Raw genomic sequence first — 23,626 nt, 5'->3', positions numbered from 1 at the left:
GTAGCGCAAGCGTCAGTGACTTCGGTTAGTAAAGCTATGCAGAGCTTTTTCGATGCTCTGCGCGGTTTTGCCGAAGGCCTGTACGGTAATTTCCGAGAACGGCCCACCGCCCTGATCGGCCAGCACCAGCATCACCACTCGGCCGTTGCTGCTCAGTGAGCGCACCAATAGATGCTCTCCGCCGAACTGGCTTCGCAGGCTCTCGGGCAACAGCGCCGAAAATCGGGCGTTGTTGGTCGGTGTCAGGCGAATTTGTGCCGGTTGTGCCAGCAAGCGCTGCAGCACGCTGCTCTGGCTGACTTGCAGGCTCAGCATGGCCGCGTCCCGGGGCAGGCCGGCGATCTGATGGGCGCGCAGACTGCTCTGGCTACGGTCGGCCATCAACAGCATCACCCGCCGCATCCCGCAGGCCAGCAACGCGTCGCGGGCAGCGCTGGTCAGGTGCATTGCATTGGTGAAACGGCTCGGCTCGGCCAGCAACTCTGCGCAGTGTTTGCGCCAGGTCAGCAGATCTTCAGCCGAAGGCGGTGCCGCCGGCAGCTTGGCGCTATTGATACGGTATGCGGTCCACGGCCAGAGCAATGCCTGAGCCGGGTGCCAGAGGTCGGGCATCGTATGCTGGCGTGCACTTTGAACCGCCTGCTGGTGCAATTGCTGTTGCAATTCATCCATCGGCATTTGCAGGTACAGGCTGGTCAGCAATTGCCAGCGAAGGCTGTGGGGATTATCCCAGGCATGCTGCGCCGACAGCGCGAGGCTGTTGGCCAGCAGTACGCTATTGGCTGGCTGGTTCAACCAGCGGCGCAATAGCGGATCGGCGTCCAGCCGCTGCTGCTGGCGCAGTGGATGATCGCTGTCACGGGCAATACGCAAGACCTTGACCAGTAACTGATGCTCGCGCAGCAGCAGGCGATATCCTTGCAGTACCCAGATCGGCAAGTGCCAGTGTTCAGCCAGTGCCTGGCAGAGGTCCAGCAGGCGCACACCGAACAGTTCCTGTTCGACCTTGCTTGCCGGCTCGCCCTTGCGAACTACCCGCAACTCCCAGTGTTCGAGCAACTGCGGATGGCTCAGCGCCATCGGCCAGAGCGGCGAAAGAAACAGCAAGCTGCCCCAGTGGATGTCCTGCCAGAGTCGCGCCAGGCGGCCGGCGAACAGACCGTTGGCCTGCTGCGTAGCGTGCTGGCCAATCAATTGTAACTGCCGCAATGCGACCGGGATTGCGTCCTCGGCCAACGCCGGCAGGCGCGCGAGCAATTCTTCAGTGCGCTTCAGGCCGAGGCGATTGATCGCGATCTCAAGGTTCTCCGCCGGCTCGGACATGCTGCCGTGGGTGTGTAGATTGGCTTCGCGAATAACACTGAGGGCCAGCGCGGGGCTGTCTTGCATCAACTCGGCAATATCGCGCATCGAGCTGCGGCTATTGGCGATGGCTTTGCACACCCGGTCATGACTGGCTTGCGGCACTGGCAGAACCACGCCGTCAAGGAGCGTTATCCAGCCTTCAAGGGTGTCGGGTCTGACAATTGGGACTGTCGTTTCATTAGCCATAGTTGGGCGCGATCATCATTCACAATTAACACGCCCAGTAGGGGGCAAGCTGGCTTTTCGCCTTATCGGCCTATAGTCTGGCGCAGTTTTGCCGATAAGTAGAAGAAGAGTTTGATTAGCTTCCGAATATGACCTTGAACCCGACTCAATAAGTACTCTCCTACTATGGCTAAAATCATCGGCATCATCGTCGTATTTGCGAGCGTGCTCGGCGGATACGTGCTTTCCCACGGCAAAATTGCCGCCCTGATTCAGCCTTTCGAGGTGTTGATCATCGGTGGTGCGGCCTTTGGTGCATTCCTCCAGGCCAACCCCGGCCATATGACGAAACACGTCATCAAGAAATCCCTGGGGATGTTCAGCTCGCGCTTCACTCACACCTTCTATCTCGAAGTATTGGGCCTGATCTACGAGATTCTTAACAAAAGTCGTCGTGAAGGCATGATGGCAATTGAAGGCGATATCGAAGACGCCGCCGCCAGTCCGATTTTCGCCAAGTATCCGGCTGTGCTCAAAGATGAACGCATGACCGCCTACATCTGTGACTACCTGCGCATTATGTCCTCCGGCAACATGGCTCCCCACGAGCTGGAAGGTCTGTTCGACATGGAACTGTTCAGCATGAAGGAAGATCTGGAGCATCCTTCCCACGCCGTCAACGGCATCGCCGACGCCATGCCGGGCTTCGGTATCGTCGCTGCGGTATTGGGGATCGTGGTGACCATGGCCTCCCTCGGTGATGGCGACCAGAAAGCCATCGGCATGCACGTAGGTGCGGCACTGGTCGGGACCTTCTTCGGTATTCTCGCGGCCTACGGCTTCTTTGGTCCGCTGGCCCACGCCCTGGCTCACGATGCCAAGGAAGAACTGAACGTCTATGAGGCCATCAAGGCCTCGTTGGTGGCATCGGCCTCCGGCATGCCGCCGTCGCTGGCGGTGGAGTTCGGGCGCAAGGTTCTGTACCCGTCGCACCGTCCTAGCTTCGCTGAGCTGGAACAAGCGGTTCGCGGTCGCTGAGTCATGGAGAATAATCAGCCGATTATCATCAAGCGCGTCAAGCGCTTCGCCGGCGGGCATCACGGGGGTTCCTGGAAAATTGCCTTCGCCGACTTCGCGACGGCGATGATGGCGTTCTTCCTGGTGATGTGGCTAATGTCCACGGCGACTCCGGAACAGAAGATCGCCATCGCCGGTTATTTCAAGGACCCGATCGGTTTCTCTGAAAGTGGCACGCCGTTCGTCATCGATCTGGGTGGCTCGCCGGAGCTGGCGCCGGATAAGACTATCAATCCCGAGGTCAAGACTCAGCCGCAGCCGGACAAGGTCACCATCGATACCCAGCAGGTCGAGAGCATGGCCGAACAGGTCGAGCAAGAACGTCTCGAGTTGCTGCTCCAGGAATTGCAGAACAAGGTTGAAGAGAACCCGCAGCTGCAGAAGTTCAAGGACCAGATCCTGTTCGAAATCACTCAGGATGGTTTGCGGATCCAGATCATGGATGCCGAAAACCGGCCGATGTTCGACTCTGGCAGTGCGCGCCTCAAGCCTTATTTCGAAGACATCCTGCTGGCCATGGCGGACACCATCAAAGCGGTGCCGAACAAGATCAGCGTCAGCGGTCACACCGATGCCAAACCCTACTCCGGCACCGGCGGCGGCTTCGGTAACTGGGAGCTTTCGGCCAGCCGTGCCAACGCCGCGCGCCGGGCGCTGGTTGCCGGTGGATATCCGGATACGCAGGTGGCACGGGTGGTCGGTTACGCCTCGTCGGCGTTGTTCGACCGCGTGAACCCGTTCAACCCGGTCAACCGCCGGATCGACATCGTGGTCTTGACCAAGAAAGCCCAGCGGGCCATAGAAGGCGAGCAGATTGCTCCGCAACCTCCGGCGCCGACCTCTGGCGAGGGTGAAGTGCCGGGTGCGGCAATCGACCCGAATGCCTTGCCGGCGGACCAGGAGCCATTGCCGGCCCATGAGGTGCGGCAGCGGCTGAACATCTTCGAGGACGGTGTGTTGAAGATGGATGAACCCGGGAAAAGTCCGGACAGCCCGAAACAGTGACAAACAACAAGGCCGCGATTATCGCGGCCTTGTTGTTTCGGGGTGCAGCTATTTAATAGCTGTTTTCAGGCAGGCTGGCGATGATCGAGCGATAGCTGTTCATTCGCTGTTGCTGCACGCGGCCATCTTCCAGGGCCTTGAGCAGTGCGCAACCGGGCTCGCGGTCATGCTTGCAGTCGCGGAAGCGGCAGGTGCCGATCAGATCATTGAACTCGATGAAGCCGGCTTCGACGTCGGCGCGGCTGACATGGCCGAGACCGAATTCGCGAATCCCCGGGGAGTCGATCAGTTCACCGCCACCCGGGAAGTGGAACAGCCGCGCCGTGGTGGTGGTGTGGGTGCCCTGGCCGGACAGTTCGGACAGCGGACCGACGCGGGCATCGACTTCCGGCAGCAGGGTGTTCACCAGCGAGGACTTGCCGACGCCGGACTGGCCGACGAACACGCTGATGCGCCCGTCCAGCTGCTCCTGCAATTTCTCCATGCCATCGCCGTGATGGGCCGAGACTTCCAGCACCGGGTAACCCAGCGTGCGGTAAACCGCCAGCAAGGCATTCAACGCCGGAGCGTTCTGCTCGTCGATCAGGTCGAACTTGTTCAGCAACAGCAGTGGCTTGATACCCGCATGCTCGGCGGCGACCAGATAGCGATCGATCAGGTTGGCATGGGGCTCAGGCAGCGGGGCGAAGACGATGACGATCATGTCGACGTTGGCCGCGACCGGCTTGAGCTGGCCGCGACTGTCCGGGCGACAGAGTTCGGTGTTGCGCGGCAGCTGCGCGACGATCACCCCGATACCCTGGTTGCCGGCACGCCAGACCACTTGGTCGCCGGTCACCAGCGCGGGCAGGTTGGCACGCAAGTGGCAGCGGAAAACCTGACCGGCCAGTTCGCCGTCACGGGCTTCGACCTCGACCTGCACACCGAAGTGAGCGATCACCAGCCCGGTTTGCTCGGGGCCAAGATCGCCACCCTCGAGTGCTTCCACGGCAGAGGATTCGCGTTTGGCGGCGCGGGCTGCGCGTTCACCTTGAATCTTTTCGATGCGCCAGTTTTGGCGACGATTGAGCTGGCGTTTGGCCATGGGTGTTCCGTGTCGATAATGCAGCGGTTAGGTAAAACGGCCGCGAGTTTAGCACGCCGGACAAGCTCTCTAGGCTAAACTGCGCAACTACGCCGAGGAGCCGACACATGCAAAACCCGCAGAATCTGATTTGGATCGATCTGGAAATGACCGGTCTGAACCCTGATACCGACGTCATCATCGAGATGGCGACCATTGTCACTGACAGCAATCTCAATACCTTGGCTGAAGGTCCGGTCATCGCCATCCATCACAGCGACGAAATTCTCGCTGGCATGGATGAGTGGAATACCCGCCAGCACGGCGGTTCCGGCCTGACCCAGCGGGTGCGCGACAGCCGTATCAGCATGGCTGAAGCGGAAGCTGAAACCATCGCTTTCCTGGAAAAGTGGGTACCCAAGGGCAAGTCACCAATCTGCGGTAACAGCATCTGCCAGGATCGCCGCTTCCTCTATACCCATATGAAGGCGCTGGAAAGCTACTTCCATTACCGCAATCTCGACGTATCGACCTTGAAAGAACTGGCCGCACGCTGGGCGCCGGAAGTGCGCGACAGCTTCCAGAAGGGCAGCACCCACCTGGCGCTGGACGACATTCGCGAGTCTATCGCCGAATTGCAGCACTACCGTCAGCACTTCATCAAATTTTAATGAAGGAACCTGGTCACCGTAGGAGCTGCCGCAGGCTGCGATCTTTTCGGAATCGTGAAAGATCAAAAGATCGCAGCCTGCGGCAGCTCCTACACGCGCCTTCTCGCAAGGACTGCCCGTCATGTTGCTGATGCTCTACCTGATTGCCATTACCACCGAAGCCATGACCGGTGCTTTGTCTGCCGGTCGCCGCGGCATGGACTGGTTTGGCGTGGTGTTGATCGCCTGCGTGACGGCGCTCGGTGGTGGTTCCGTACGCGACGTGCTGCTGGGGCACTACCCGCTGACCTGGGTCAAGCATCCCGAATATCTGGTGCTGACCTCGATCGCGGCGCTGATGACGATCATTATCGCGCGGTGGATGCGTCATCTACGTTCACTGTTTCTGGTACTCGACGCCGCAGGTTTGGTGGCCTTCACCCTGATCGGCTGCATGACCGCCCTGGAAATGGGCCACGGCATGCTGGTGGCGTCGGTCAGTGGGGTGATCACCGGAGTATTTGGCGGCATTCTGCGGGACATCTTCTGCAACGATATTCCCCTGGTCTTCCGCCGCGAACTCTATGCCAGCGTCTCGTTCGCCGCCGCCTGGTTTTATCTGCTCTGCGTCTATCTGCAATTGCCGAGCGAACAGGCGATTCTGCTGACTTTGTTCAGCGGCTTCCTGCTGCGCTTGCTGGCGATCCGCTTTCATTGGGACATGCCCAAGTTTGTTTATAACGACGAAGCCTGACGGCTGGCGTGTTGCCTTAGCGCCCACTCCACATGTTCCCTCACCAACTCCGACGGATAGTCCCGTCGCGCCTTCAAGGCTTCCAGCACTGGAATCGTTGACGGCGCATTCCCCAGCCCGACCGCCAGATTGCGCAGCCAGCGCTCGTAGCCGGCGCGGCGCAGTGGCGAGCCCTCGGTGCTGCTGAGGAATTTGTCTTCATCCCACATAAACAGCTCGGCCAGTTCGGCATTGTCCAGATTGTGTCGAGGTTTGAAGTCGCCTTCTCCGGAAGGGCGGGCGAAGCGGTTCCACGGGCAGACGATCTGGCAGTCATCGCAACCGAACACCCGATTGCCGATCAGTGGCCGCAAATCCTCGGGGATGGCGGTTTTCAGTTCGATAGTCAGGTAGGAAATGCAGCGCCGGGCGTCCAGCACATAGGGGCCGACGAAGGCGTTGGTCGGGCAGATGTCCAGGCACGCGGTGCAGCGGCCGCAGTGTTCGCTGGCGTGGGGCGGGTCCACGGGCAGCGGCAGGTCGACAAACAGCTCGCTGAGGAAGAAATAGCTGCCAGCCTTGCGGTTCAATACCAGGGTGTTTTTGCCGATCCAGCCGAGCCCGGCTTGTTCGGCGATGGCTTTTTCCAGCACCGGGGCGCTGTCGACAAAGGCGCGATAGCCAAAGGGGCCGATAACCGCCTGAATGCGCTCGGCCAGCTGTTGCACGCGCTTGCGGATCAGCTTGTGATAATCGCGGCCCAAGGCATAACGCGAGACATAGGCTTTTTCCGGCTGAGCCAGACGTTGCGCCATCTGGGTATCGCCGGGCAGGTAATCCATGCGCAGAGAAACTACTCTCAAGGTGCCAGGGACCAGTTCCTCGGGGTGCGAGCGTTTGCTGCCATGGGCGCCCATGTAGTCCATCTCGCCGTGATAGCCGGCGTCGAGCCAGCGTTGCAGGTGCTGCTCATGCTCGGCCAGGTCCAGGCCGCTGATGCCGACTTGCTGGAAGCCGAGCTCGCGTCCCCAATCCTTGATCGATTGGGCGAGGGCGGCAAGGTCAGTGGTAATTGCAGGCATGAGACGAGAGAAACCGGGGCTGAGGTGCGTATAATTCTGCCAGACATCGGAGCCCGAAGACGCATGCCGCAAATTAAAGACGATTTACCCGACGCGCTGTATAGCGCTGCTCAAGTTCGCGACCTTGATGCCAGCCTGATTGCGGCGGGCACGCAGGGTTTCGAATTGATGCAGCGTGCCGCGCGGGCGGTGTGGCGAGCCATGGTTCGCCACTGGCCGGATGCGCGGGAACTCAGCGTTGTCGCCGGGCATGGCAATAACGCGGGCGACGGCTATCTGGTCGCCGCGTTGGCCTTGCGCGCCGGTTGGCAGGTGCAGGTTCTGGCGGCCGGGGATCCGCAGCGGTTGCAGGGCGATGCGGCATTGGCCTATGCCGAGGCCTTGGCGGTCGGAGTCACGGTCCAGCCCTGGATCGGACCCGCTGCGTTGCGCGGCATTGTGCTGGACGCGCTGTTGGGTACGGGACTGGCCGGCGAAGTGCGTGAGCCTTACGCCAGTATCATTACCGCGATCAATGCCAGTGGTCTGCCAGTCGCCGCGGTGGATATTCCTTCGGGCCTGTGTGCCGATACCGGGCGAGTTCTGGGCGTGGCCGTACGGGCGGACCTGACGGTAACTTTTATCGGTTTGAAGCTTGGATTGTTCACCGCCCAGGCTCCGGATTGCGTTGGCGAGTTGCTGTTCAATGACCTGCAAGCCTCACCTGAACTGCTGGCCAAGGCTTGTGTAAGCGCCAGGCGCCTGATGCCGGGCAACTTGCCGCGCCTGGCAGCTCGTCAGCCCACTGCCCATAAAGGTCAATCCGGTCATCTGTTGCTGATCGGCGGCGATCGCGGTTTGGGTGGGGCAATTCTATTAAGTGCCGAAAGTGCCCTGCGCAGCGGCGCGGGCATGGTCTCGCTGGCGACCCGCAGCGAGCATGTAGTAGCGGCCTTGGCGCGTTTGCCGGAAGTCATGACGGTGGGTGCGCATTCGGCGAACCAGCTGATGGGGCTGCTTGAGCAGGCGTCGGTATTGGTGGTTGGCCCGGGGTTGGGGCAGGCCGCGTGGGGGCGCAGTCTGCTGTCGGCGGCGGTCAACGCGGCTGTGCCGCAAGTCTGGGATGCCGACGCGCTGAACCTGTTGTCCAAAGGCGGACTGGAGCTGCCTGAGGGCTGCGTGATGACTCCGCATCCGGGCGAAGCGGGGCGTCTGCTAGGGATGTCGACGGCGGACGTTCAGGCCGATCGCTTTACGGTTGCGCGCCAATTGAGCAAGAAATATTCAGCCGTCGTGGTTCTCAAAGGTGCCGGCAGCCTGATCGCCAGCCCGGATGGCCGGGTGGCGCTGTGTGATCGCGGCCATCCGGCGATGGCGACTGCAGGTCTGGGGGATGTGCTGGCGGGCCTGGTCGGCGCGCTGCTGGCGCAAGGCATGGACGCTTTCGACGCGGCCTGTCTGGCGGTCTGGTTGCATGCCAGCGCCGGCGAGCGTCTAGGCAAGTTGGGCCGGGGGCTGGCGGCCAGTGATTTGATTCCAGCCATTCGTCAGTTGCTGGAGGAGCAATCACCGTGTCTGAAGTAACTCTGTATCTGCCCGACGAAGACGCCATGATCAAGTTGGGGACGCGTATCGCTCAAGTCACCGGAGGCTGTGGGTTGATCTTTCTGGACGGTGACCTGGGGGCGGGGAAAACCACTTTGTCACGGGGCATTATCCGTGGTTTGGGGCATGTGGGGGCGGTCAAGAGCCCGACCTTTACCCTGGTCGAACCCTATGAGATCGGCGAGGTTCGGGCCTTCCATTTCGACCTCTATCGGCTGGTCGATCCAGAAGAGCTGGAGTATCTCGGCATCCGTGATTACTTCGAAGGAGATGCGTTATGTCTGATCGAATGGCCCGAGCGGGGTGCAGGCTTTTTGCCAAAGCCCGACCTGACCATTACCATTAGCCCGCATGACAGCGGACGTTCGCTGAGTTTGTTGCCCCAAGGCTCGCGTGGCGAGTCGTGGTGTGCCGCTTTGGCATTGGAATTCAAATAAATGATGGGGTTAGGTATGCGCTTTCGCGCGTTGGTTGCTGTCGTAGGACTATTGCTTACGGCACTGGCCGTCGACGCTGTGGCTGCGACACAGGTCCGCAGCGTACGCCTGTGGCGCGCACCGGATAACACGCGACTGGTGTTCGACCTCACCGGTCCCGTCCAGCACAGCGTTTTTACCCTTACGGCACCGGACCGTCTGGTCATCGACATCAATGGCGCGACCCTTGGCGGCCCGCTGAATGTCTCCTCAGCCAACACCCCGATTACCTCCATGCGCTCGGCCCAGCGCACGCCGACCGACCTGCGGGTGGTCATCGACCTGAAACAGGCCGTCACTCCGAAGAGCTTCACCCTGGCGCCGAATGCACAGTACGGCAACCGGTTGGTGGTCGATCTGTTCGACAATCCCGCCGATGCTGCGCCGATCCCACCGCCGACCAATGTCGCCACGGTGCCTGTGGTACCCGTGACTCCGGTGGAACCAACGGTCAAGTTGCCGCCAGCACCGGCCGGCAAGCGTGACATTGTCGTGGTGATCGATGCCGGTCACGGCGGCGAAGATCCGGGGGCTTCCGGCTCCCGTGGTCAGAAGGAAAAAGACGTGGTCCTGGCGATCTCCAGGGAGTTGCAGCGCCAGGTCAACGGCATGAAAGGCTTTCGCGCCGAGCTGACCCGCACTGGCGACTATTTCATTCCATTGCGCGGTCGTACCGAGATTGCCCGCAAAAAGGGTGCTGACTTGTTCGTGTCGATCCACGCCGATGCGGCACCGTCCGCCGCGGCTTTTGGCGCTTCGGTGTTCGCCCTGTCCGACCGCGGAGCCACTTCGGAGACTGCTCGTTGGCTGGCCGACAGTGAAAACCGCTCCGACCTGATCGGCGGCGCCGGCAATGTCAGCCTCGATGACAAGGACCGGATGCTTGCTGGTGTGTTGCTGGATTTGTCGATGACTGCTTCGCTGACTTCAAGCTTGAACGTCGGCCAGAAAGTGCTGAGCAACATTGGCCGGGTCACGCCGTTGCACAAGCAGCGCGTCGAGCAGGCCGGGTTCATGGTGCTGAAATCTCCGGATATTCCGTCGATCCTCGTGGAAACCGGGTTTATCTCCAACGCCAACGAAGCTTCGAAACTGGCGGCGGCCAACCACCAACAAGCGTTGGCTCGGTCCATCAGCAGTGGTGTGCGGCAGTTCTTCCAGCAAAATCCGCCGCCGGGCACCTACATTGCCTGGCTGCGCGATTCCGGCAAGATTGCCCAGGGCCCGCGTGATCACCGGGTGAACCCGGGTGAGACGCTGGCGATGATCGCAGTGCGCTATCAAGTCTCTCCGGCAGCGCTACGCAGCGCCAATAACCTGAAGAACGATGAGTTGAAAATCGGGCAGACCCTGAATATTCCGAGCACGGAACTGGCGGTCAAGGAATGAGCGAAGCAATGATCAGCGGCGCTCGTATCGAGCTGCTCAGCCCACGGCTGGCGAACCAGATTGCCGCCGGTGAGGTGGTCGAGCGCCCGGCTTCGGTGATCAAGGAACTGTTGGAAAACAGCCTGGATTCCGGTGCCAAGCGTATCGATGTTGATGTCGAGCAGGCCGGGGTCAAGCTGCTGCGAGTGCGTGACGATGGTAGCGGCATCTCTTCCGATGACCTGCCGCTGGCACTGGCGCGACATGCCACCAGCAAGATCCGCGACCTGGAAGACCTCGAGCGGGTGATGAGCCTGGGGTTCCGCGGAGAAGCACTGGCCTCCATCAGTTCCGTTGCGCGCCTGACCCTGACCTCCCGCACTCGCGATGCCGACCAAGCCTGGCAAGTCGAGACCGAAGGCCGTGACATGGCGCCCCGGGTCCAGCCGGCGGCCCATCCAGTGGGCACTTCGGTGGAAGTACGCGATCTTTTTTTCAACACCCCGGCACGGCGCAAATTCCTCAAGGCCGAAAAAACCGAGTTCGATCACCTGCAAGAAGTGATCAAGCGCCTGGCGTTGGCGCGTTTCGATGTGGCGTTCCACTTGCGCCACAACGGCAAGACCATCCTCAGCCTGCACGAAGCCCACGACGACGCAGCTCGCGCCCGGCGCGTGGCGGCGGTTTGCGGTGCCGGGTTCCTCGAGCAGGCACTGCCGATCGAGGTCGAGCGCAACGGCCTGCATCTGTGGGGTTGGGTGGGCCTGCCGACGTTCTCTCGCAGCCAGGCGGATTTGCAGTATTTCTACGTCAACGGTCGGGCAGTACGCGACAAGCTGGTCGCCCACGCGGTGCGCCAGGCTTACCGCGACGTGTTGTTCAACGGGCGGCATCCAACCTTCGTCCTGTTTTTCGAAGTTGATCCGGCGGTAGTCGACGTCAACGTGCACCCGACCAAGCACGAAGTACGCTTCCGTGACGGGCGCATGGTTCACGATTTCCTTTATGGCACCTTGCACCGCGCCTTGGGCGACGTGCGTCCGGAAGACCATCTGGCTGCACCCGTTGCGGTTGCCGGTATGGCCCGCCCTACAGGTATTGAGGCCGGCGAGTTCGGCCCGCAGGGCGAAATGCGTCTGGCGGCCAACCTGCTGCTGGAGCAGCCGCAGCCGCAACCGACGTTCAGCGCGCCGGGTTCCGGTGCCGGCGCGGGTTATCAGTACCAGTACACGCCACGGCCACAATCGACCGTGCCGGTGGCCGAAGCCCAGAGCGCTTATCGCGAGTTTTACGCACCTTTGCCAGAAAACGCGGCGGCAGCGCTTCCGGACGGCCAGGGCGATATTCCGCCCCTGGGCTATGCGCTGGCACAGCTTAAAGGCATCTATATCCTCTCGGAGAACGCTCAGGGGCTGGTGCTGGTGGATATGCACGCAGCCCACGAGCGGATCATGTATGAGCGGCTGAAAGTTGCGATGGCCAGCGAAGGCTTGAGTGGCCAGCCGTTGCTGGTGCCGGAGTCGATTGCGGTCAGCCAGCGTGAAGCGGACTGCGCCGAAGAACATATGAGCTGGTTCCAGCGGCTCGGTTTCGAGTTGCAGCGGCTGGGTCCGGAAACCCTCGCGATCCGGCAGATACCGGCGCTGTTGAAGCAGGCCGAGGCCAATCGCCTGGTGCATGACGTCCTCGCGGACCTGATGGAGTACGGCACCAGTGACCGGATTCAGGCGCATCTGAACGAGTTGCTCGGAACCATGGCCTGCCATGGCGCGATTCGCGCCAACCGGCGGCTGGCCCTGCCGGAAATGAACGGTTTGCTGCGCGATATGGAAAACACCGAGCGTAGCGGTCAATGCAACCATGGCCGACCGACCTGGACCCAAATGGGCCTGGACGATCTGGACAAACTGTTCTTGCGCGGTCGTTGATGAGCCAGCTCCCTCCCGCGATATTCCTGATGGGGCCGACGGCCGCCGGCAAGACCGATCTGGCCATCGAACTGAGCAAAGTGCTGCCCTGTGAGCTGATCAGCGTCGATTCGGCGCTGGTCTACCGCGGCATGGACATTGGCACCGCCAAGCCTTCGAAAGCGCTGTTGGCCGAGTTCCCCCATCGATTGATCGATATTCTCGATCCGGCGCAGAGCTATTCAGCGGCTGATTTCCGCCGCGATGCCCTGGCAGCCATGGCGGACATCACCGCACGCGGCAATATTCCGCTGCTGGTGGGCGGCACGATGCTTTATTACAAGGCTTTGCTCGAAGGTCTGGCGGATATGCCTGCGGCCGATCCGCAGGTGCGCGCAGAGATCGAGGAAGAGGCTGCACGCCTTGGTTGGCAGGCTCTGCACGATCAGTTGGCGGTGATCGACCCGGAATCGGCGGCGAGAATTCACCCCAATGATCCACAGCGATTGAGCCGGGCGCTGGAAGTTTATCGAGTCAGCGGCCTGAGCATGACGGCCCTTCGGCAGCGACAATCTGCGCAAAGTACTGAAGCAGCCGCTTCGGGACGTGGACAATTGCCCTATACTGTCGCGAACTTGGCCATCGCTCCAGCGAACCGTCAGGTACTGCACGAGCGAATTGCACAAAGATTCACACAAATGTTGGAACAGGGATTCATTGATGAGGTCGTAGCTCTGCGTACTAGAAGTGACCTGCATATCGGGTTGCCGTCTATACGTGCTGTAGGCTACCGACAAGTCTGGGATCATCTGGATGGCAAGCTGACGTCAGCCGAGATGCAGGAGCGTGGAATTATTGCCACGCGCCAATTGGCGAAGCGACAGTTCACCTGGCTACGCAGCTGGGCTGACCTGCATTGGCTGGACAGCCTGGACTGCGACAATCTGCCGCGCGCCTTGAAATACCTGGGAACGGTCTCCATATTGAGCTGAGTCCTTGCAATTGCCGTCTATCCTTTTGGGGGTGTGACGGCCTAAGCCATTTGTTTTTCTAATATTTTTATTTATTGATCCTTAAAGGAGTGCGGCACATGTCAAAAGGGCATTCGCTACAAGACCCTTACCTGAATACTTTACGTAAAGAGAAAGTTGGGGTTTCTATCTATCTGGTCAACGGGATCAAGCTGCAAGGTCAGATCGAGTCTTTCGACCAGTTCGTGATCCTGCTGAAGAACACCGTTAGCCAGATGGTCTACAAACATGCTATCTCGACAGTAGTGCCGGTTCGTCCAATTCGTCTGCCTAGCGCAACCGAAACCGAACAAGCGGACGCTGAGCCAGGTAACGCCTGATAGGAGTCTCCTTTGTTCTTTGAGCGCCACGGTGGTGGTGAGCGGACAATTCTCGTTCACTTGGATGGTCAGGACCCTGAGGCGCGCGAAGATCCGCAGGAGTTTCAGGAGTTGGCCATATCGGCTGGCGCCGAGACCGTCGCGTTTTTTAACGTGCCGCGTCATCGGCCAACCGCCAAATACCTGATTGGCAGTGGCAAGGTCGAAGAATTACGCGACCTGGTCAAAGCCGAGCAGGTAGATCTGGTGATTTTCAATCACGTCCTCACGCCCAGTCAGGAACGTAACCTCGAGCGTGTTTTCGAGTGTCGCGTGATTGACCGTACGGGCTTGATCCTCGATATCTTCGCCCAGCGCGCCCGCACCCATGAAGGCAAGCTCCAGGTCGAACTGGCCCAGCTTGACTACATGAGTACGCGACTGGTTCGCGGCTGGACTCACCTTGAGCGGCAGAAAGGCGGTATCGGTCTGCGCGGCCCGGGTGAAACCCAGCTCGAAACCGACCGGCGTCTTTTGCGGGTCCGCCTGCGGCAGATCAAGGGGCGACTGGAAAAGGTCCGCAGTCAGCGTGAGCAGTCGCGTCGCGGCCGCAAACGTGCCGACATCCCGACGGTTTCACTGGTAGGTTATACCAACGCCGGCAAATCGACGCTGTTCAACTCGGTGACCGACTCCGACGTCTTCGCGGCCAATCAGCTGTTCGCCACGCTCGACCCGACCCTGCGCCGTCTCGAACTCGACGACCTGGGTCCGATCGTACTGGCCGATACCGTGGGTTTCATCCGTCACTTGCCGCACAAACTGGTCGAGGCTTTCCGGGCTACGCTCGAGGAGTCGAGCAACTCCGACCTGTTGCTGCATGTGATTGATGCCCATGAGCCGGAACGTATGGCGCAGATTGAACAGGTCATGGTGGTGCTGGGCGAGATCGGTGCTCAAGACTTGCCGATTCTGGAGGTCTATAACAAACTCGATTTGCTCGAGGGCGTGGAGCCGCAAATCCAGCGTGATGCCGACGGCAAACCGCAGCGGGTCTGGTTATCGGCGCGGGACGGTACGGGACTGGACTTGCTTAAACAGGCTGTCGCAGAGTTGCTTGGCGATGATTTATTCGTTGGCACCTTGCGCTTGCCGCAGCGTTTTGCTCGACTGCGCGCTCAGTTCTTCGCCTTGGGCGCAGTTCAGAAGGAAGAACACGACGAAGACGGCATCAGTTTGCTGGCTGTTCGCTTGCCACGGGTCGAGTTGAATCGACTGGTGAGCCGCGAAGGTCTGCAGCCGCTGGAATTCATCGAACAACACACTTTGCAATAAAAGCCTGAAAAAGCGGTTGTGCCGCTGTGGCAGGCATTCTGTAGCATTGGTCGGCGCGCCGTGGGTGCGTCTTTGCTTTATCAGATGGAGAGCGCTATGGCTTGGAATGAGCCGGGTGGCAACTCGAATAATCAGGATCCTTGGGGTGGTAAGCGCCGTAATAACGGCGACCGCAAGGGGCCACCAGATCTCGACGAGGCCTTCCGAAAGCTACAGGAAAGCCTGAATGGGTTGTTCGGTGGTGGTAAAAAACGTGGTGACGACGGTGGTGGTTCGGGCAAGGGCGGTGGTTACGGCTTGCTCGGCATCGGCCTTGTCGTGCTCGCGGCTGTCTGGCTGTACAGCGCGGTTTACGTAGTCGACGAGCAGGAGCAGGCCGTGGTGCTGCGCTTCGGCAAATACTACGAAACCGTCGGTCCGGGCCTGAACATCTACTTCCCGCCGATCGATCGCAAGTACATGGAAAACGTCACGCGTGAGCGTGCGTATACCAAGCAGGGTCAAATGCTGACTGAAGACGAAAACATCGTCGAAGTGCCGCTGACCGTGCAGTACAAGATCAGCAACCTGCAGGACTTCGTGCTGAACGTCGATCAACCGGAAATCAGCCTGCAGCACGCGACCGAGAGTGCCTTGCGCCACGTGGTGGGTTCCACCGCGATGGATCAGGTGCTGACCGAAGGTCGTGAACTGATGGCCAGCGAGATCAAGGAGCGTCTGCAACGCTTCCTCGATACCTATCGCACCGGTATCACCGTCACTCAGGTCAACGTTCAGAGCGCAGCTGCACCGCGTGAAGTCCAGGAAGCCTTCGATGACGTGATCCGCGCTCGTGAAGATGAGCAGCGTTCGCGTAACCAGGCTGAAACCTACGCCAACGGCGTCGTGCCGGAAGCCCGTGGTCAGGCCCAGCGTATCCTTGAGGATGCCAACGGTTATCGCGACGAAGTCGTCTCCCGTGCCAAGGGTGAGGCCGATCGCTTCACCAAGCTGGTGGCCGAGTATCGCAAAGCCCCTGAAGTCACCCGTGAGCGTCTGTACCTGGACACCATGCAGGAAGTCTTCAGCAACACCAGCAAGGTGCTTGTGAGCGGCAACAAGAATGGCCAGAGCAATCTGCTTTACCTGCCGCTGGACAAGATGATCGATAGTGGCCGTAGCGGCACTGCGCCGGTAACCGGCGCGGCAGCAGTGGGCGGCACCGATGTGAGCACGCGCAGCGCAGCGGATTCGCAGCAACAGCCAACGCGTTCCAGGGAGAGTCGCTGATGAGCAATAAATCGCTGATCGCCCTTATTGTCGGCGTCGTCGTGGCCATCGCTGCCTGGAACTGCTTCTATATCGTGGCTCAGACCGAGCGTGCGGTGTTGCTGCAGTTCGGTCGAGTGGTCCAGGCTGACGTTCAACCGGGCCTGCATGTGAAAGTGCCTTACGTCAACAAGGTGCGTAAGTTCGACGCGCGCCTGATGACGCTGGATGCACCGACACAGCGCTTCCTGACGCTGGAAAAGAAAGCCGTCATGGTCGATGCCTACGCCAAGTGGCGGGTGAAAGATGCCGAGCGCTTCTACACCGCGACTTCCGGTCTCAAGCAGATTGCTGACGAACGCCTTTCGCGTCGTCTGGAATCGGGCCTGCGTGACCAGTTTGGTAAACGCACCCTGCATGAAGTGGTTTCCGGTGAACGTGACGCGCTGATGTCGGATATCACGGCTTCGCTGAACAAAATGGCCAACAAGGAACTGGGCATCGAAGTGATCGATGTTCGGGTCAAGGCCATCGATCTGCCGAAGGAAGTGAACCGCAGTGTGTTCGAACGTATGAGCACCGAGCGTGAGCGTGAGGCTCGCGAGCATCGCGCCAAAGGTAACGAGCTGGCAGAAGGCATTCGTGCCGACGCCGATCGTCAGCGTCGCGTGCTGCTGGCTGAGGCTTATCGCGAGTCGGAAGAGGCTCGCGGTGATGGCGACGCCCAAGCCGCTTCGATCTATTCCAAGGCCTACGGTCAGGATCAGGAGTTCTACGCGTTCTACCGTAGCCTGCGCGCCTACCGTGAAAGCTTCGCGAACAAAACCGACGTCATGGTTCTGGACCCAAGCAGCGACTTCTTCCGTTATCTGGAAAAGCCCAAGCCTTGATTCAGTACTCATCCGGCAACACCCCGTCGAGCGGCTAAAGCGCTTGGCGGGGTGATCCTTTGGGAAAACGGGTGTATGATGCGGCAGCCGGGAAATTCCCGGCTTTTTTGCGTCTGCATGTTTGATTGCTGTTTTTTATTGCACGGCGTCGAGTTGAATGACTCGACAGTTTTTTCGAGGAAAGTGGTTGGCGAAGCCGATTTCAGGCTGTTCGTCCCGTTGTTCATGCGCGGGAGGTAACCATTTTCTGCTTCACTCAAGGCTTGCCCGAGGGCTTGCCGCCCGGATCATAGGGGAATGGTGTAATGGCAACGGTAGACCGCTGGCTGCTGCCAGATGGCATCGAAGAAGTACTGCCACCAGAAGCAGCGCGCATTGAAGTAGCGCGTCGTCAGGTGTTGGATCTGTTCCAGAGCTGGGGTTACGAGTTCGTCGTGACTCCTCATATCGAGTACCTGGAATCCCTGCTGACCGGCGCGGGCCAGGACCTCGATCTGCGTACCTTCAAGGTGATCGACCCGCAATCGGGCCGGCAGATGGGGTTTCGTGCCGACATCACGCCGCAAGTGGCTCGCATCGATGCGCACACCCTGCGTCGCGAAGGGCCGAGCCGTCTGTGCTATGCCGGCAGCGTTCTGCATGCACAGCCGCGCGCCTTGTCGTCCTCGCGCAGCCCGATCCAGCTGGGTGCCGAGTTGTATGGCGATGCCAGTCCGAGCAGCGACGTTGAAGTCATCAGCCTGATGCTGGCTATGCTGCAACTGGCCGACGTTCCGGATGTGCACATGGACCTCGGTCATGTCGGCATCTATCGCGGCCTGGCCCGTGCCGCCGGTTTGTCCGGTGAAGTAGAACAACAATTGTTCGACGCCCTGCAACGCAAGGCGATCGATGAGGTCATTACCTTGACCGAAGGCCTGCCCGCCGATTTGTCGGGCATGCTGCGAGCTTTGGTCGATCTGTGCGGCGGTCGTGAAGTACTGCCCGCTGCCCGCGAGCGTTTGGCCAATGCGCCGGCTCCAGTATTGGCGGCGCTGGACGATTTGCTGGCAATTGCCGAGCGATTGTCCGCACGTTTCCCCGAGTTGCCGCTGTACTTCGACCTGGGTGAGTTGCGCGGTTACCACTACCACACCGGTGTGGTGTTCGCGGTATTCGTACCGGGGGTTGGCCAGTCCATCGCTCAGGGCGGTCGTTATGACGACATCGGCGCCGACTTCGGTCGTGCCCGTCCGGCGACTGGTTTCTCTACCGATTTGAAAACCCTGGTGACCCTGGGGCGTGCTGAAGTCGAGCTACCGTCTGGCGGTATCTGGATGCCTGACAGTACGGACGCAGCACTCTGGCAGCAGGTTTGTCAGTTGCGCAGTGAGGGTCAGCGTGTCGTTCAGGCGTTGCCTGGGCAACCTTTGGCCGCCGCCCGTGAAGCGGACTGCGACCGGCAATTGATTCAGCAGAACGGGCTTTGGCAAATATTGCCGCTGGCTTCTTGAGTTTTCCTGCCGGCCGTTGCCGGCACCAAGTTTGCGCGAATGAGGACAAGTGTTATGGGTAAGAATGTCGTAGTCCTGGGCACCCAATGGGGTGATGAGGGCAAAGGCAAGATCGTTGATCTGCTGACCGAACATGCTGCCGCGGTAGTGCGCTATCAAGGTGGCCACAACGCCGGTCACACGCTGGTGATCGATGGCGAGAAAACTGTCTTGCACCTGATCCCGTCGGGCGTGCTGCGCGATGGCGTGCAGTGCCTGATCGGTAACGGTGTAGTGGTTGCACCAGACGCCTTGCTGCGTGAAATCATCAAGCTGGAAGAGAAGGGTGTACCGGTGCGCGAGCGTCTGCGTATCAGCCCGTCCTGCCCGTTGATCCTCTCCTACCACGTGGCGCTGGACCAGGCCCGTGAGAAAGCCCGCGGCGAACTGAAGATCGGCACCACCGGTCGCGGCATCGGCCCGGCGTACGAAGACAAGGTTGCACGTCGCGGTCTGCGTATTGGCGACCTGTTTCACCGCGAGCGTTTCGCCGCCAAGCTGGGCGAGTTGCTGGATTACCACAACTTCGTACTGGTCAATTACTACAAAGAACCGGCGATCGATTTCCAGAAAACGCTCGACGAGTGCATGGAATACGCCGAGCTGCTCAAGCCGATGATGCTCGACGTCACCGCCGAACTGCATGATCTGCGTCGCGCTGGCAAAGACATTATGTTCGAAGGCGCCCAAGGCTCCTTGCTGGACATCGACCACGGTACCTACCCGTACGTCACCAGCTCCAACACCACTGCTGGCGGCATCGCTACCGGTTCGGGTTTTGGTCCGATGTACCTGGATTACATCCTCGGTATCACCAAGGCATACACCACTCGCGTGGGCTCGGGTCCGTTCCCTACCGAGCTGTTCGATGACATCGGTGCATTCCTGGCCAAGCGTGGCCACGAGTTTGGCGCTACCACCGGCCGTGCCCGTCGTTGTGGCTGGTTCGATGCTGTGATCCTGCGTCGCGCTATCGATGTGAACAGCATCTCCGGCCTGTGCCTGACCAAGCTCGACGTGCTCGACGGTCTTGAGACCATCAATATCTGCGTGGGCTACAAGAACCAGGATGGTGCGGTGATCGACGCACCGACCGACGCCGACAGCTACATCGGCCTGGAACCGGTATACGAAGAAATGCCGGGCTGGACCGAGTCGACCCTCGGCGCCAAGACCCTGGAAGAGCTGCCTCAGGCTGCTCGCAACTACATCAAGCGCGTCGAAGAATTGGTCGGCGCGCCGATCGACATTATTTCGACGGGCCCGGACCGCAACGAGACCATCGTTCTGCGCCATCCGTTCGCTTAATAAGTCGTTGATGTAAAAGACAAAGGGCCCTTCTCGGGGCCCTTTTTCGTTTCTGTCGGTCAAACGGCACGACCCTTGCTGTGATTCCCTTTTCCTGGCTGCCATCAATTTAATGGCGTCCTAGCAGAGGGATTTCCCGTGTCGGCCGTTCTCTCACTGTTACAAAGCCGTTTATTGCGGCCTGTGTTCGTTACCCTTGGTATCGCCCTTTTAGTGCAGGTACTGGTGGCCGTCGCTCTGACCCGGAGCACGGTGACCGCACTGGAAGCCGATCTCGGCAATAGCCTGGGGGTCGATAGTCAAAAACTCGCCGGCGAACTCGAGCAAGCGGGACGTGAAGTTACGTCGAGTCTCGACAGCCTGTCTGCCAGTACCCGTCAACGGCTTACCGCAGGGTTGTCCTCGCGGCTGCAAGACGAGCAAGCACAATTGCGCGCGACGCTGGAAAAGGGTCTGAAGGACTCGGCCAATGACATGGCCCAGCTGCTGGCTTCCGTGGCCCCGCGGGCTATGTGGGACAGTGATGTGCCGACCCTTTCCGAGTTCGCGCGACGTGCCCAACGCAATCCCAACGTGCTGTTCGTGGTGTATGACGACGCCACTGGGCAGCACCTGACTCGCTATATGAATCGGGAGAACCCGGTTAACAAGGCGTTGCTGGAAAAAGGCCAGGGCGATCGCGCAATGGATAAAATCCTCGATGCGGCGAAAAACGATCCTTCGGTCTACTACCTCGAAGCCTCGATCAACCCTAATGGCGTGGAAATCGGCAAGGTCTTGATGGGTGTCTCCACCGCGTCGGTGGAAACCGATCTGGCGGCGCTGGACAAGCGCTTCTCGGCCTTGATCGCCAGCGGTGATCAACTGGTGGGCGACAGCCTCAAAGGTGCAGCGGCTGACAGCGCCACGACCATGCAGGCGCGCTTGCAGTCGGCGCAAGCCACCGCCTCCGACATGAAAGACAACACCACCAGCACTGTGCAGGAGGCTGCGGCAACCTTGCGCTGGCGGATTGGCATGGGCCTGGCGCTGGTCGGCTTTGGTGTCCTGCTGTTGCTGGCGGTGGTGCTGGGGCGTCGGGTGGTCAACAGGTTGCATCTACTGATCGCGGCGCTGAATGATCTGGCCGCTGGTGAAGGCGATTTGACCAAGCGCGTCCAGCTCAACAGCAAGGACGAGATTGGTGAGATGGCCTCGGCGGTCAATCGGTTTGTCGACAAGTTGCAGCCGATCATTCGCGAGGCGGGCGATGTGGCGCAGCGTACGGGCGTGGAAATCGGCGCCATGACCTTGCGCAATGCCGGTGCCGATGCGGCGGCAGCGGCGCAGCGTGACGAGGTGGCCGAGAGCCTTCGCGCGCTGTCGCAGATGGCCGATGAAGCGCAGGCCGAAAGCCATGCCATGCAGGCAGCCCTGCAGCAGGTGGTGGATATCCGTCAGGCGACCGACGAGAGCACCCGTACCTCGGCTCAGGTCGGAAGTCTGATCGAAGCCTTGGCCGGGCAGGTGGATAGCGGCGCCAAAGTGATCGAGCGGCTGGCGCAACAAAGTGAGCAGATCGAAGTGGTGCTTACGGTGATTCACGGAATTGCCGAGCAGACTAACCTGTTGGCGCTGAACGCAGCCATCGAAGCGGCCCGTGCCGGTGAAACCGGGCGTGGCTTTGCCGTGGTGGCCGATGAAGTGCGGGCACTGGCGAGCAAGACCCAAAGCTCTACCGGCGACATCCAGGCGCATATCGGCGCCTTGCAGCAAGGCGCCCGTGAAGCGGTAGCGGCGATTGGCCAGGCAGGTCGGCAGGCCAGCGAAGGTTTGTTGGTGTTGCGCGACAGTGCACGGCTGCAGCAGTCGGTGCAGGCCTCGGTCGAGCAGGTGCATGCGGCGATTGGTCTGGCGACCCAGGCGGCCGCCCATCAGGCACAAGGCGCGCATGCGGTGCGTGGGCGGGTAGAAACCATCCATGCCCAGGCTGAGCGGGCGGCTCAGGCGGTGGTGGAAACCACAGCCAGCGGCAAGGTGCTGGATGGGCTGGCGGCGCAGTTGAAAGCCAGTCTGGGGCAGTTCAGGGCCTAAGAGGCTCAAAAAGATCGCAGCCTATCGGCAGCTCCTACAATTTGAGTGCATCCACAATGCTGCGGGTGTACTCGGTCGGCGTAGGAGCTGCCGCAGGCTGCGATCTTGGCGTATTCAGCGACTCAAATACATCCGAGTCGTCAGCAGATAAACCGGCAACCCCGACACCAGAATCAACAACGCCGCATAGGGCGCCGCCGCCGCAAACTCCACATTTGCGGTATGCGCCCAGACTTCCGTCGCCAGGGTGTTGAGCCCGGTCGGGCTCAGCAGCAGGGTCGCCGTCAGCTCCTTCATCGCATCCAGAAACACCAAGGCAAAGGCGGCCCCTAGCGCCGGGAAGATGATCGGCAGGGTTACCCGGACAAAGGCGCTGAAGGACGATGCGCCGAGGGTTCGCGCAGCCCTTCCAATTGCGGTGCAGCCTTATTCAGGGCAGTGCAGATCGGCGCCTGAGCCAGCGGCAGAAACAGTGGTCAGGCCGCGACGCAGGGTGTTTCGAAACATTCGCAGGGTTCCTCACTGGCGCATTGAAATATATTGTTACATTGATAAGCGATATCGTTTCTCATGTGCGCCCGGCGGGGTGGGGCTTGGAATATTTGCTAGGTGGGATGAGCGCAGAGTCTGTGGCGAGGGGGCTTGCCCCCGCTGGGCCGCGTAGCGGCCCTAAAGCCTGTAAACGCTTTGTATCAGGCACTCCACGCTCACCGACTTTACGACTGCTGCGCAGCCGAGCGGGGCGATGCGGCGTTCCGACAAGCCCCCTCGCCACAAATGCGGTTCTGCTCTTTGGTGGGAAAATGTTGGGAGTCGGAAACGCAAAAACCCGCTTTCGCGGGTTTTTGTGAAGCTTCAAAGCAACGCTCTGAAGTTTGAATTGGTGCCCAGAAGAAGACTCGAACTTCCACGACCTTGCGGTCACCAGCACCTGAAGCTGGCGTGTCTACCAATTTCACCATCTGGGCAGTATCAGCAGCGTTGTCCGCTGTTGATGAGGCGCACTATACGGAGAGCGTTTTGATCTGTAAACCCCTGTTTTGGTTTTAATAAATCAAATACCTGGAATGCAAAAACCCGCTTTCGCGGGTTTTTGTGAGAGTCTGGAGATTGATGTAATCTCCAGCTCTTGAATTGGTGCCCAGAAGAAGACTCGAACTTCCACGACCTTGCGGTCACCAGCACCTGAAGCTGGCGTGTCTACCAATTTCACCATCTGGGCAATATCGACATGCGTCTGCGTCGTCGATGGCGCGCACTATACGGACCACCTTTTTAACTGTAAACCCCTGTAATCAAAAATACCTGGAAAATTTCGCGAGCGGCATTCAGTTAGGTTTTCTATGCTTGGCAAAGGGCTTTTAAGGTGCTGTCCGAGCCTGAAATTTCCCGTTTCAATACGCGTATGCCAAACTAACCCGCATATAGACAAGGT

Annotated in this window: 19 protein-coding genes, 2 tRNA genes and 1 pseudogene; 16 read left to right on the top strand and 6 right to left on the bottom strand. The window is 60.0% G+C overall.

Annotation, left to right across the window (positions count from 1 at the left end; all coding sequences use genetic code 11):
• Nucleotides 1-12: 12 nt before the first annotated feature.
• Nucleotides 13-1,551 (bottom strand): HDOD domain-containing protein, encoded by a 1,539-nt coding sequence (locus tag ACA064_RS29415; RefSeq protein ID WP_497671228.1) that lies wholly within the window; start codon nucleotides 1,549-1,551, stop codon nucleotides 13-15.
• Nucleotides 1,552-1,716: 165 nt separating this feature from the next.
• On the opposite strand from ACA064_RS29415, the gene motA reads away from it, so the two are divergent.
• Entirely contained in the window at nucleotides 1,717-2,568 is an 852-nt protein-coding gene (gene motA, locus ACA064_RS29410) for a flagellar motor stator protein MotA (protein ID WP_497671227.1), read from the top strand.
• Between the two features lie 3 nt (nucleotides 2,569-2,571).
• Nucleotides 2,572-3,612 carry a flagellar motor protein MotB gene (gene motB / locus ACA064_RS29405; RefSeq protein WP_497671226.1) on the top strand — a complete coding sequence of 347 codons (1,041 nt, stop codon included), beginning with the start codon at nucleotides 2,572-2,574 and terminating at the stop codon, nucleotides 3,610-3,612.
• 52 nt (nucleotides 3,613-3,664) lie between these two features.
• On the opposite strand, the gene rsgA is transcribed toward motB, so the two are convergent.
• A complete protein-coding gene (rsgA, locus tag ACA064_RS29400) occupies nucleotides 3,665-4,696 on the bottom strand; it encodes a small ribosomal subunit biogenesis GTPase RsgA (protein WP_497671225.1) in 1,032 nt (343 codons plus the stop codon).
• 107 nt (nucleotides 4,697-4,803) lie between these two features.
• Here rsgA and orn point away from each other — a divergent pair, with 107 nt between their 5' ends.
• Together orn and ACA064_RS29390 are read left to right on the top strand one after the other, a co-directional pair.
• Complete coding sequence (gene orn, locus ACA064_RS29395; protein WP_497671224.1) at nucleotides 4,804-5,346, top strand: oligoribonuclease; 543 nt, start codon at nucleotides 4,804-4,806, stop codon at nucleotides 5,344-5,346.
• A 121-nt stretch (nucleotides 5,347-5,467) separates the two neighbouring features.
• Nucleotides 5,468-6,079 carry a trimeric intracellular cation channel family protein gene (locus tag ACA064_RS29390; protein ID WP_497671223.1) on the top strand — a complete coding sequence of 204 codons (612 nt, stop codon included), beginning with the start codon at nucleotides 5,468-5,470 and terminating at the stop codon, nucleotides 6,077-6,079.
• On the opposite strand, the gene queG is transcribed toward ACA064_RS29390, so the two are convergent.
• Nucleotides 6,061-7,140 carry a tRNA epoxyqueuosine(34) reductase QueG gene (gene queG, locus ACA064_RS29385; RefSeq protein ID WP_497671222.1) on the bottom strand — a complete coding sequence of 360 codons (1,080 nt, stop codon included), beginning with the start codon at nucleotides 7,138-7,140 and terminating at the stop codon, nucleotides 6,061-6,063. The two genes, ACA064_RS29390 and queG, sit on opposite strands and share 19 nt — an antisense overlap.
• 63 nt (nucleotides 7,141-7,203) lie before the next feature.
• On the opposite strand from queG, the gene ACA064_RS29380 reads away from it, so the two are divergent.
• The 12 genes from ACA064_RS29380 (at nucleotide 7,204) to ACA064_RS29325 (ending at nucleotide 22,191) form a co-directional block, all read left to right on the top strand.
• Nucleotides 7,204-8,703, top strand: a complete 1,500-nt coding sequence (locus ACA064_RS29380) for an NAD(P)H-hydrate dehydratase (protein ID WP_497671221.1) — start codon at nucleotides 7,204-7,206, stop codon at nucleotides 8,701-8,703.
• Nucleotides 8,691-9,161 (top strand): tRNA (adenosine(37)-N6)-threonylcarbamoyltransferase complex ATPase subunit type 1 TsaE, encoded by a 471-nt coding sequence (gene tsaE, locus ACA064_RS29375; protein WP_497671220.1) that lies wholly within the window; start codon nucleotides 8,691-8,693, stop codon nucleotides 9,159-9,161. The genes ACA064_RS29380 and tsaE overlap by 13 nt, the downstream gene beginning before the upstream one ends.
• 15 nt (nucleotides 9,162-9,176) lie before the next feature.
• Nucleotides 9,177-10,589 (top strand): N-acetylmuramoyl-L-alanine amidase, encoded by a 1,413-nt coding sequence (locus ACA064_RS29370; protein ID WP_497671219.1) that lies wholly within the window; start codon nucleotides 9,177-9,179, stop codon nucleotides 10,587-10,589.
• 8 nt (nucleotides 10,590-10,597) lie between these two features.
• Nucleotides 10,598-12,496, top strand: coding sequence for a DNA mismatch repair endonuclease MutL (mutL, locus tag ACA064_RS29365; protein ID WP_497674351.1), 1,899 nt, complete (start codon nucleotides 10,598-10,600; stop codon nucleotides 12,494-12,496).
• Nucleotides 12,496-13,467 carry a tRNA (adenosine(37)-N6)-dimethylallyltransferase MiaA gene (gene miaA / locus ACA064_RS29360; protein WP_497671218.1) on the top strand — a complete coding sequence of 324 codons (972 nt, stop codon included), beginning with the start codon at nucleotides 12,496-12,498 and terminating at the stop codon, nucleotides 13,465-13,467. The genes mutL and miaA overlap by 1 nt, the downstream gene beginning before the upstream one ends.
• Before the next feature lie 98 nt (nucleotides 13,468-13,565).
• Nucleotides 13,566-13,826 (top strand): RNA chaperone Hfq, encoded by a 261-nt coding sequence (hfq, locus tag ACA064_RS29355; RefSeq protein WP_150640442.1) that lies wholly within the window; start codon nucleotides 13,566-13,568, stop codon nucleotides 13,824-13,826.
• Between the two features lie 12 nt (nucleotides 13,827-13,838).
• Nucleotides 13,839-15,140: a ribosome rescue GTPase HflX gene (hflX, locus tag ACA064_RS29350; protein WP_497671217.1), complete on the top strand. Its 1,302-nt coding sequence runs from the start codon at nucleotides 13,839-13,841 to the stop codon at nucleotides 15,138-15,140.
• Nucleotides 15,141-15,236: 96 nt separating this feature from the next.
• Nucleotides 15,237-16,409 (top strand): FtsH protease activity modulator HflK, encoded by a 1,173-nt coding sequence (hflK, locus tag ACA064_RS29345; protein WP_497671216.1) that lies wholly within the window; start codon nucleotides 15,237-15,239, stop codon nucleotides 16,407-16,409.
• Nucleotides 16,409-17,278: a protease modulator HflC gene (gene hflC, locus ACA064_RS29340; protein WP_150640439.1), complete on the top strand. Its 870-nt coding sequence runs from the start codon at nucleotides 16,409-16,411 to the stop codon at nucleotides 17,276-17,278. Before hflK ends, hflC begins: the two co-directional genes overlap by 1 nt.
• A 305-nt stretch (nucleotides 17,279-17,583) precedes the next feature.
• On the top strand, nucleotides 17,584-18,771 hold the full coding sequence (locus ACA064_RS29335; protein ID WP_497671215.1) for an ATP phosphoribosyltransferase regulatory subunit: 1,188 nt from the start codon (nucleotides 17,584-17,586) through the stop codon (nucleotides 18,769-18,771).
• Nucleotides 18,772-18,825: 54 nt separating this feature from the next.
• Nucleotides 18,826-20,118: an adenylosuccinate synthase gene (locus ACA064_RS29330; protein ID WP_497671214.1), complete on the top strand. Its 1,293-nt coding sequence runs from the start codon at nucleotides 18,826-18,828 to the stop codon at nucleotides 20,116-20,118.
• 138 nt (nucleotides 20,119-20,256) lie between these two features.
• Entirely contained in the window at nucleotides 20,257-22,191 is a 1,935-nt protein-coding gene (locus ACA064_RS29325) for a methyl-accepting chemotaxis protein (protein ID WP_497671213.1), read from the top strand.
• 114 nt (nucleotides 22,192-22,305) lie between these two features.
• On the opposite strand, the pseudogene ACA064_RS29320 reads toward ACA064_RS29325, so the two are convergent.
• The 3 genes and pseudogenes from ACA064_RS29320 to ACA064_RS29310 form a co-directional block, all read right to left on the bottom strand.
• A pseudogene (locus tag ACA064_RS29320) lies at nucleotides 22,306-22,664 on the bottom strand (ABC transporter permease subunit); the annotation flags it as partial.
• Between the two features lie 408 nt (nucleotides 22,665-23,072).
• Nucleotides 23,073-23,159 (bottom strand) — tRNA-Leu (locus ACA064_RS29315).
• Nucleotides 23,160-23,326: 167 nt separating this feature from the next.
• Nucleotides 23,327-23,413 (bottom strand) — tRNA-Leu (locus ACA064_RS29310).
• Nucleotides 23,414-23,626: the final 213 nt, after the last annotated feature.

This window comes from Pseudomonas sp. LBUM1658 (assembly GCF_059716055.1).
This window is presented reverse-complemented; position numbering and strand designations above follow the sequence as displayed.

What these genes read in the sequence shown, in the direction of transcription:
- ACA064_RS29415 (WP_497671228.1), bottom strand. Translation starts at nt 1,551, where the DNA reads ATGGCTAATGAAACGACAGTCCCAATTGTCAGACCCGACACCCTTGAA.
- motA (WP_497671227.1), top strand. Translation starts at nt 1,717, where the DNA reads ATGGCTAAAATCATCGGCATCATCGTCGTATTTGCGAGCGTGCTCGGC.
- motB (WP_497671226.1), top strand. Translation starts at nt 2,572, where the DNA reads ATGGAGAATAATCAGCCGATTATCATCAAGCGCGTCAAGCGCTTCGCC.
- rsgA (WP_497671225.1), bottom strand. Translation starts at nt 4,696, where the DNA reads ATGGCCAAACGCCAGCTCAATCGTCGCCAAAACTGGCGCATCGAAAAG.
- orn (WP_497671224.1), top strand. Translation starts at nt 4,804, where the DNA reads ATGCAAAACCCGCAGAATCTGATTTGGATCGATCTGGAAATGACCGGT.
- ACA064_RS29390 (WP_497671223.1), top strand. Translation starts at nt 5,468, where the DNA reads ATGTTGCTGATGCTCTACCTGATTGCCATTACCACCGAAGCCATGACC.
- queG (WP_497671222.1), bottom strand. Translation starts at nt 7,140, where the DNA reads ATGCCTGCAATTACCACTGACCTTGCCGCCCTCGCCCAATCGATCAAG.
- ACA064_RS29380 (WP_497671221.1), top strand. Translation starts at nt 7,204, where the DNA reads ATGCCGCAAATTAAAGACGATTTACCCGACGCGCTGTATAGCGCTGCT.
- ACA064_RS29370 (WP_497671219.1), top strand. Translation starts at nt 9,177, where the DNA reads ATGCGCTTTCGCGCGTTGGTTGCTGTCGTAGGACTATTGCTTACGGCA.
- mutL (WP_497674351.1), top strand. Translation starts at nt 10,598, where the DNA reads ATGATCAGCGGCGCTCGTATCGAGCTGCTCAGCCCACGGCTGGCGAAC.
- miaA (WP_497671218.1), top strand. Translation starts at nt 12,496, where the DNA reads ATGAGCCAGCTCCCTCCCGCGATATTCCTGATGGGGCCGACGGCCGCC.
- hfq (WP_150640442.1), top strand. Translation starts at nt 13,566, where the DNA reads ATGTCAAAAGGGCATTCGCTACAAGACCCTTACCTGAATACTTTACGT.
- hflK (WP_497671216.1), top strand. Translation starts at nt 15,237, where the DNA reads ATGGCTTGGAATGAGCCGGGTGGCAACTCGAATAATCAGGATCCTTGG.
- hflC (WP_150640439.1), top strand. Translation starts at nt 16,409, where the DNA reads ATGAGCAATAAATCGCTGATCGCCCTTATTGTCGGCGTCGTCGTGGCC.
- ACA064_RS29335 (WP_497671215.1), top strand. Translation starts at nt 17,584, where the DNA reads ATGGCAACGGTAGACCGCTGGCTGCTGCCAGATGGCATCGAAGAAGTA.
- ACA064_RS29330 (WP_497671214.1), top strand. Translation starts at nt 18,826, where the DNA reads ATGGGTAAGAATGTCGTAGTCCTGGGCACCCAATGGGGTGATGAGGGC.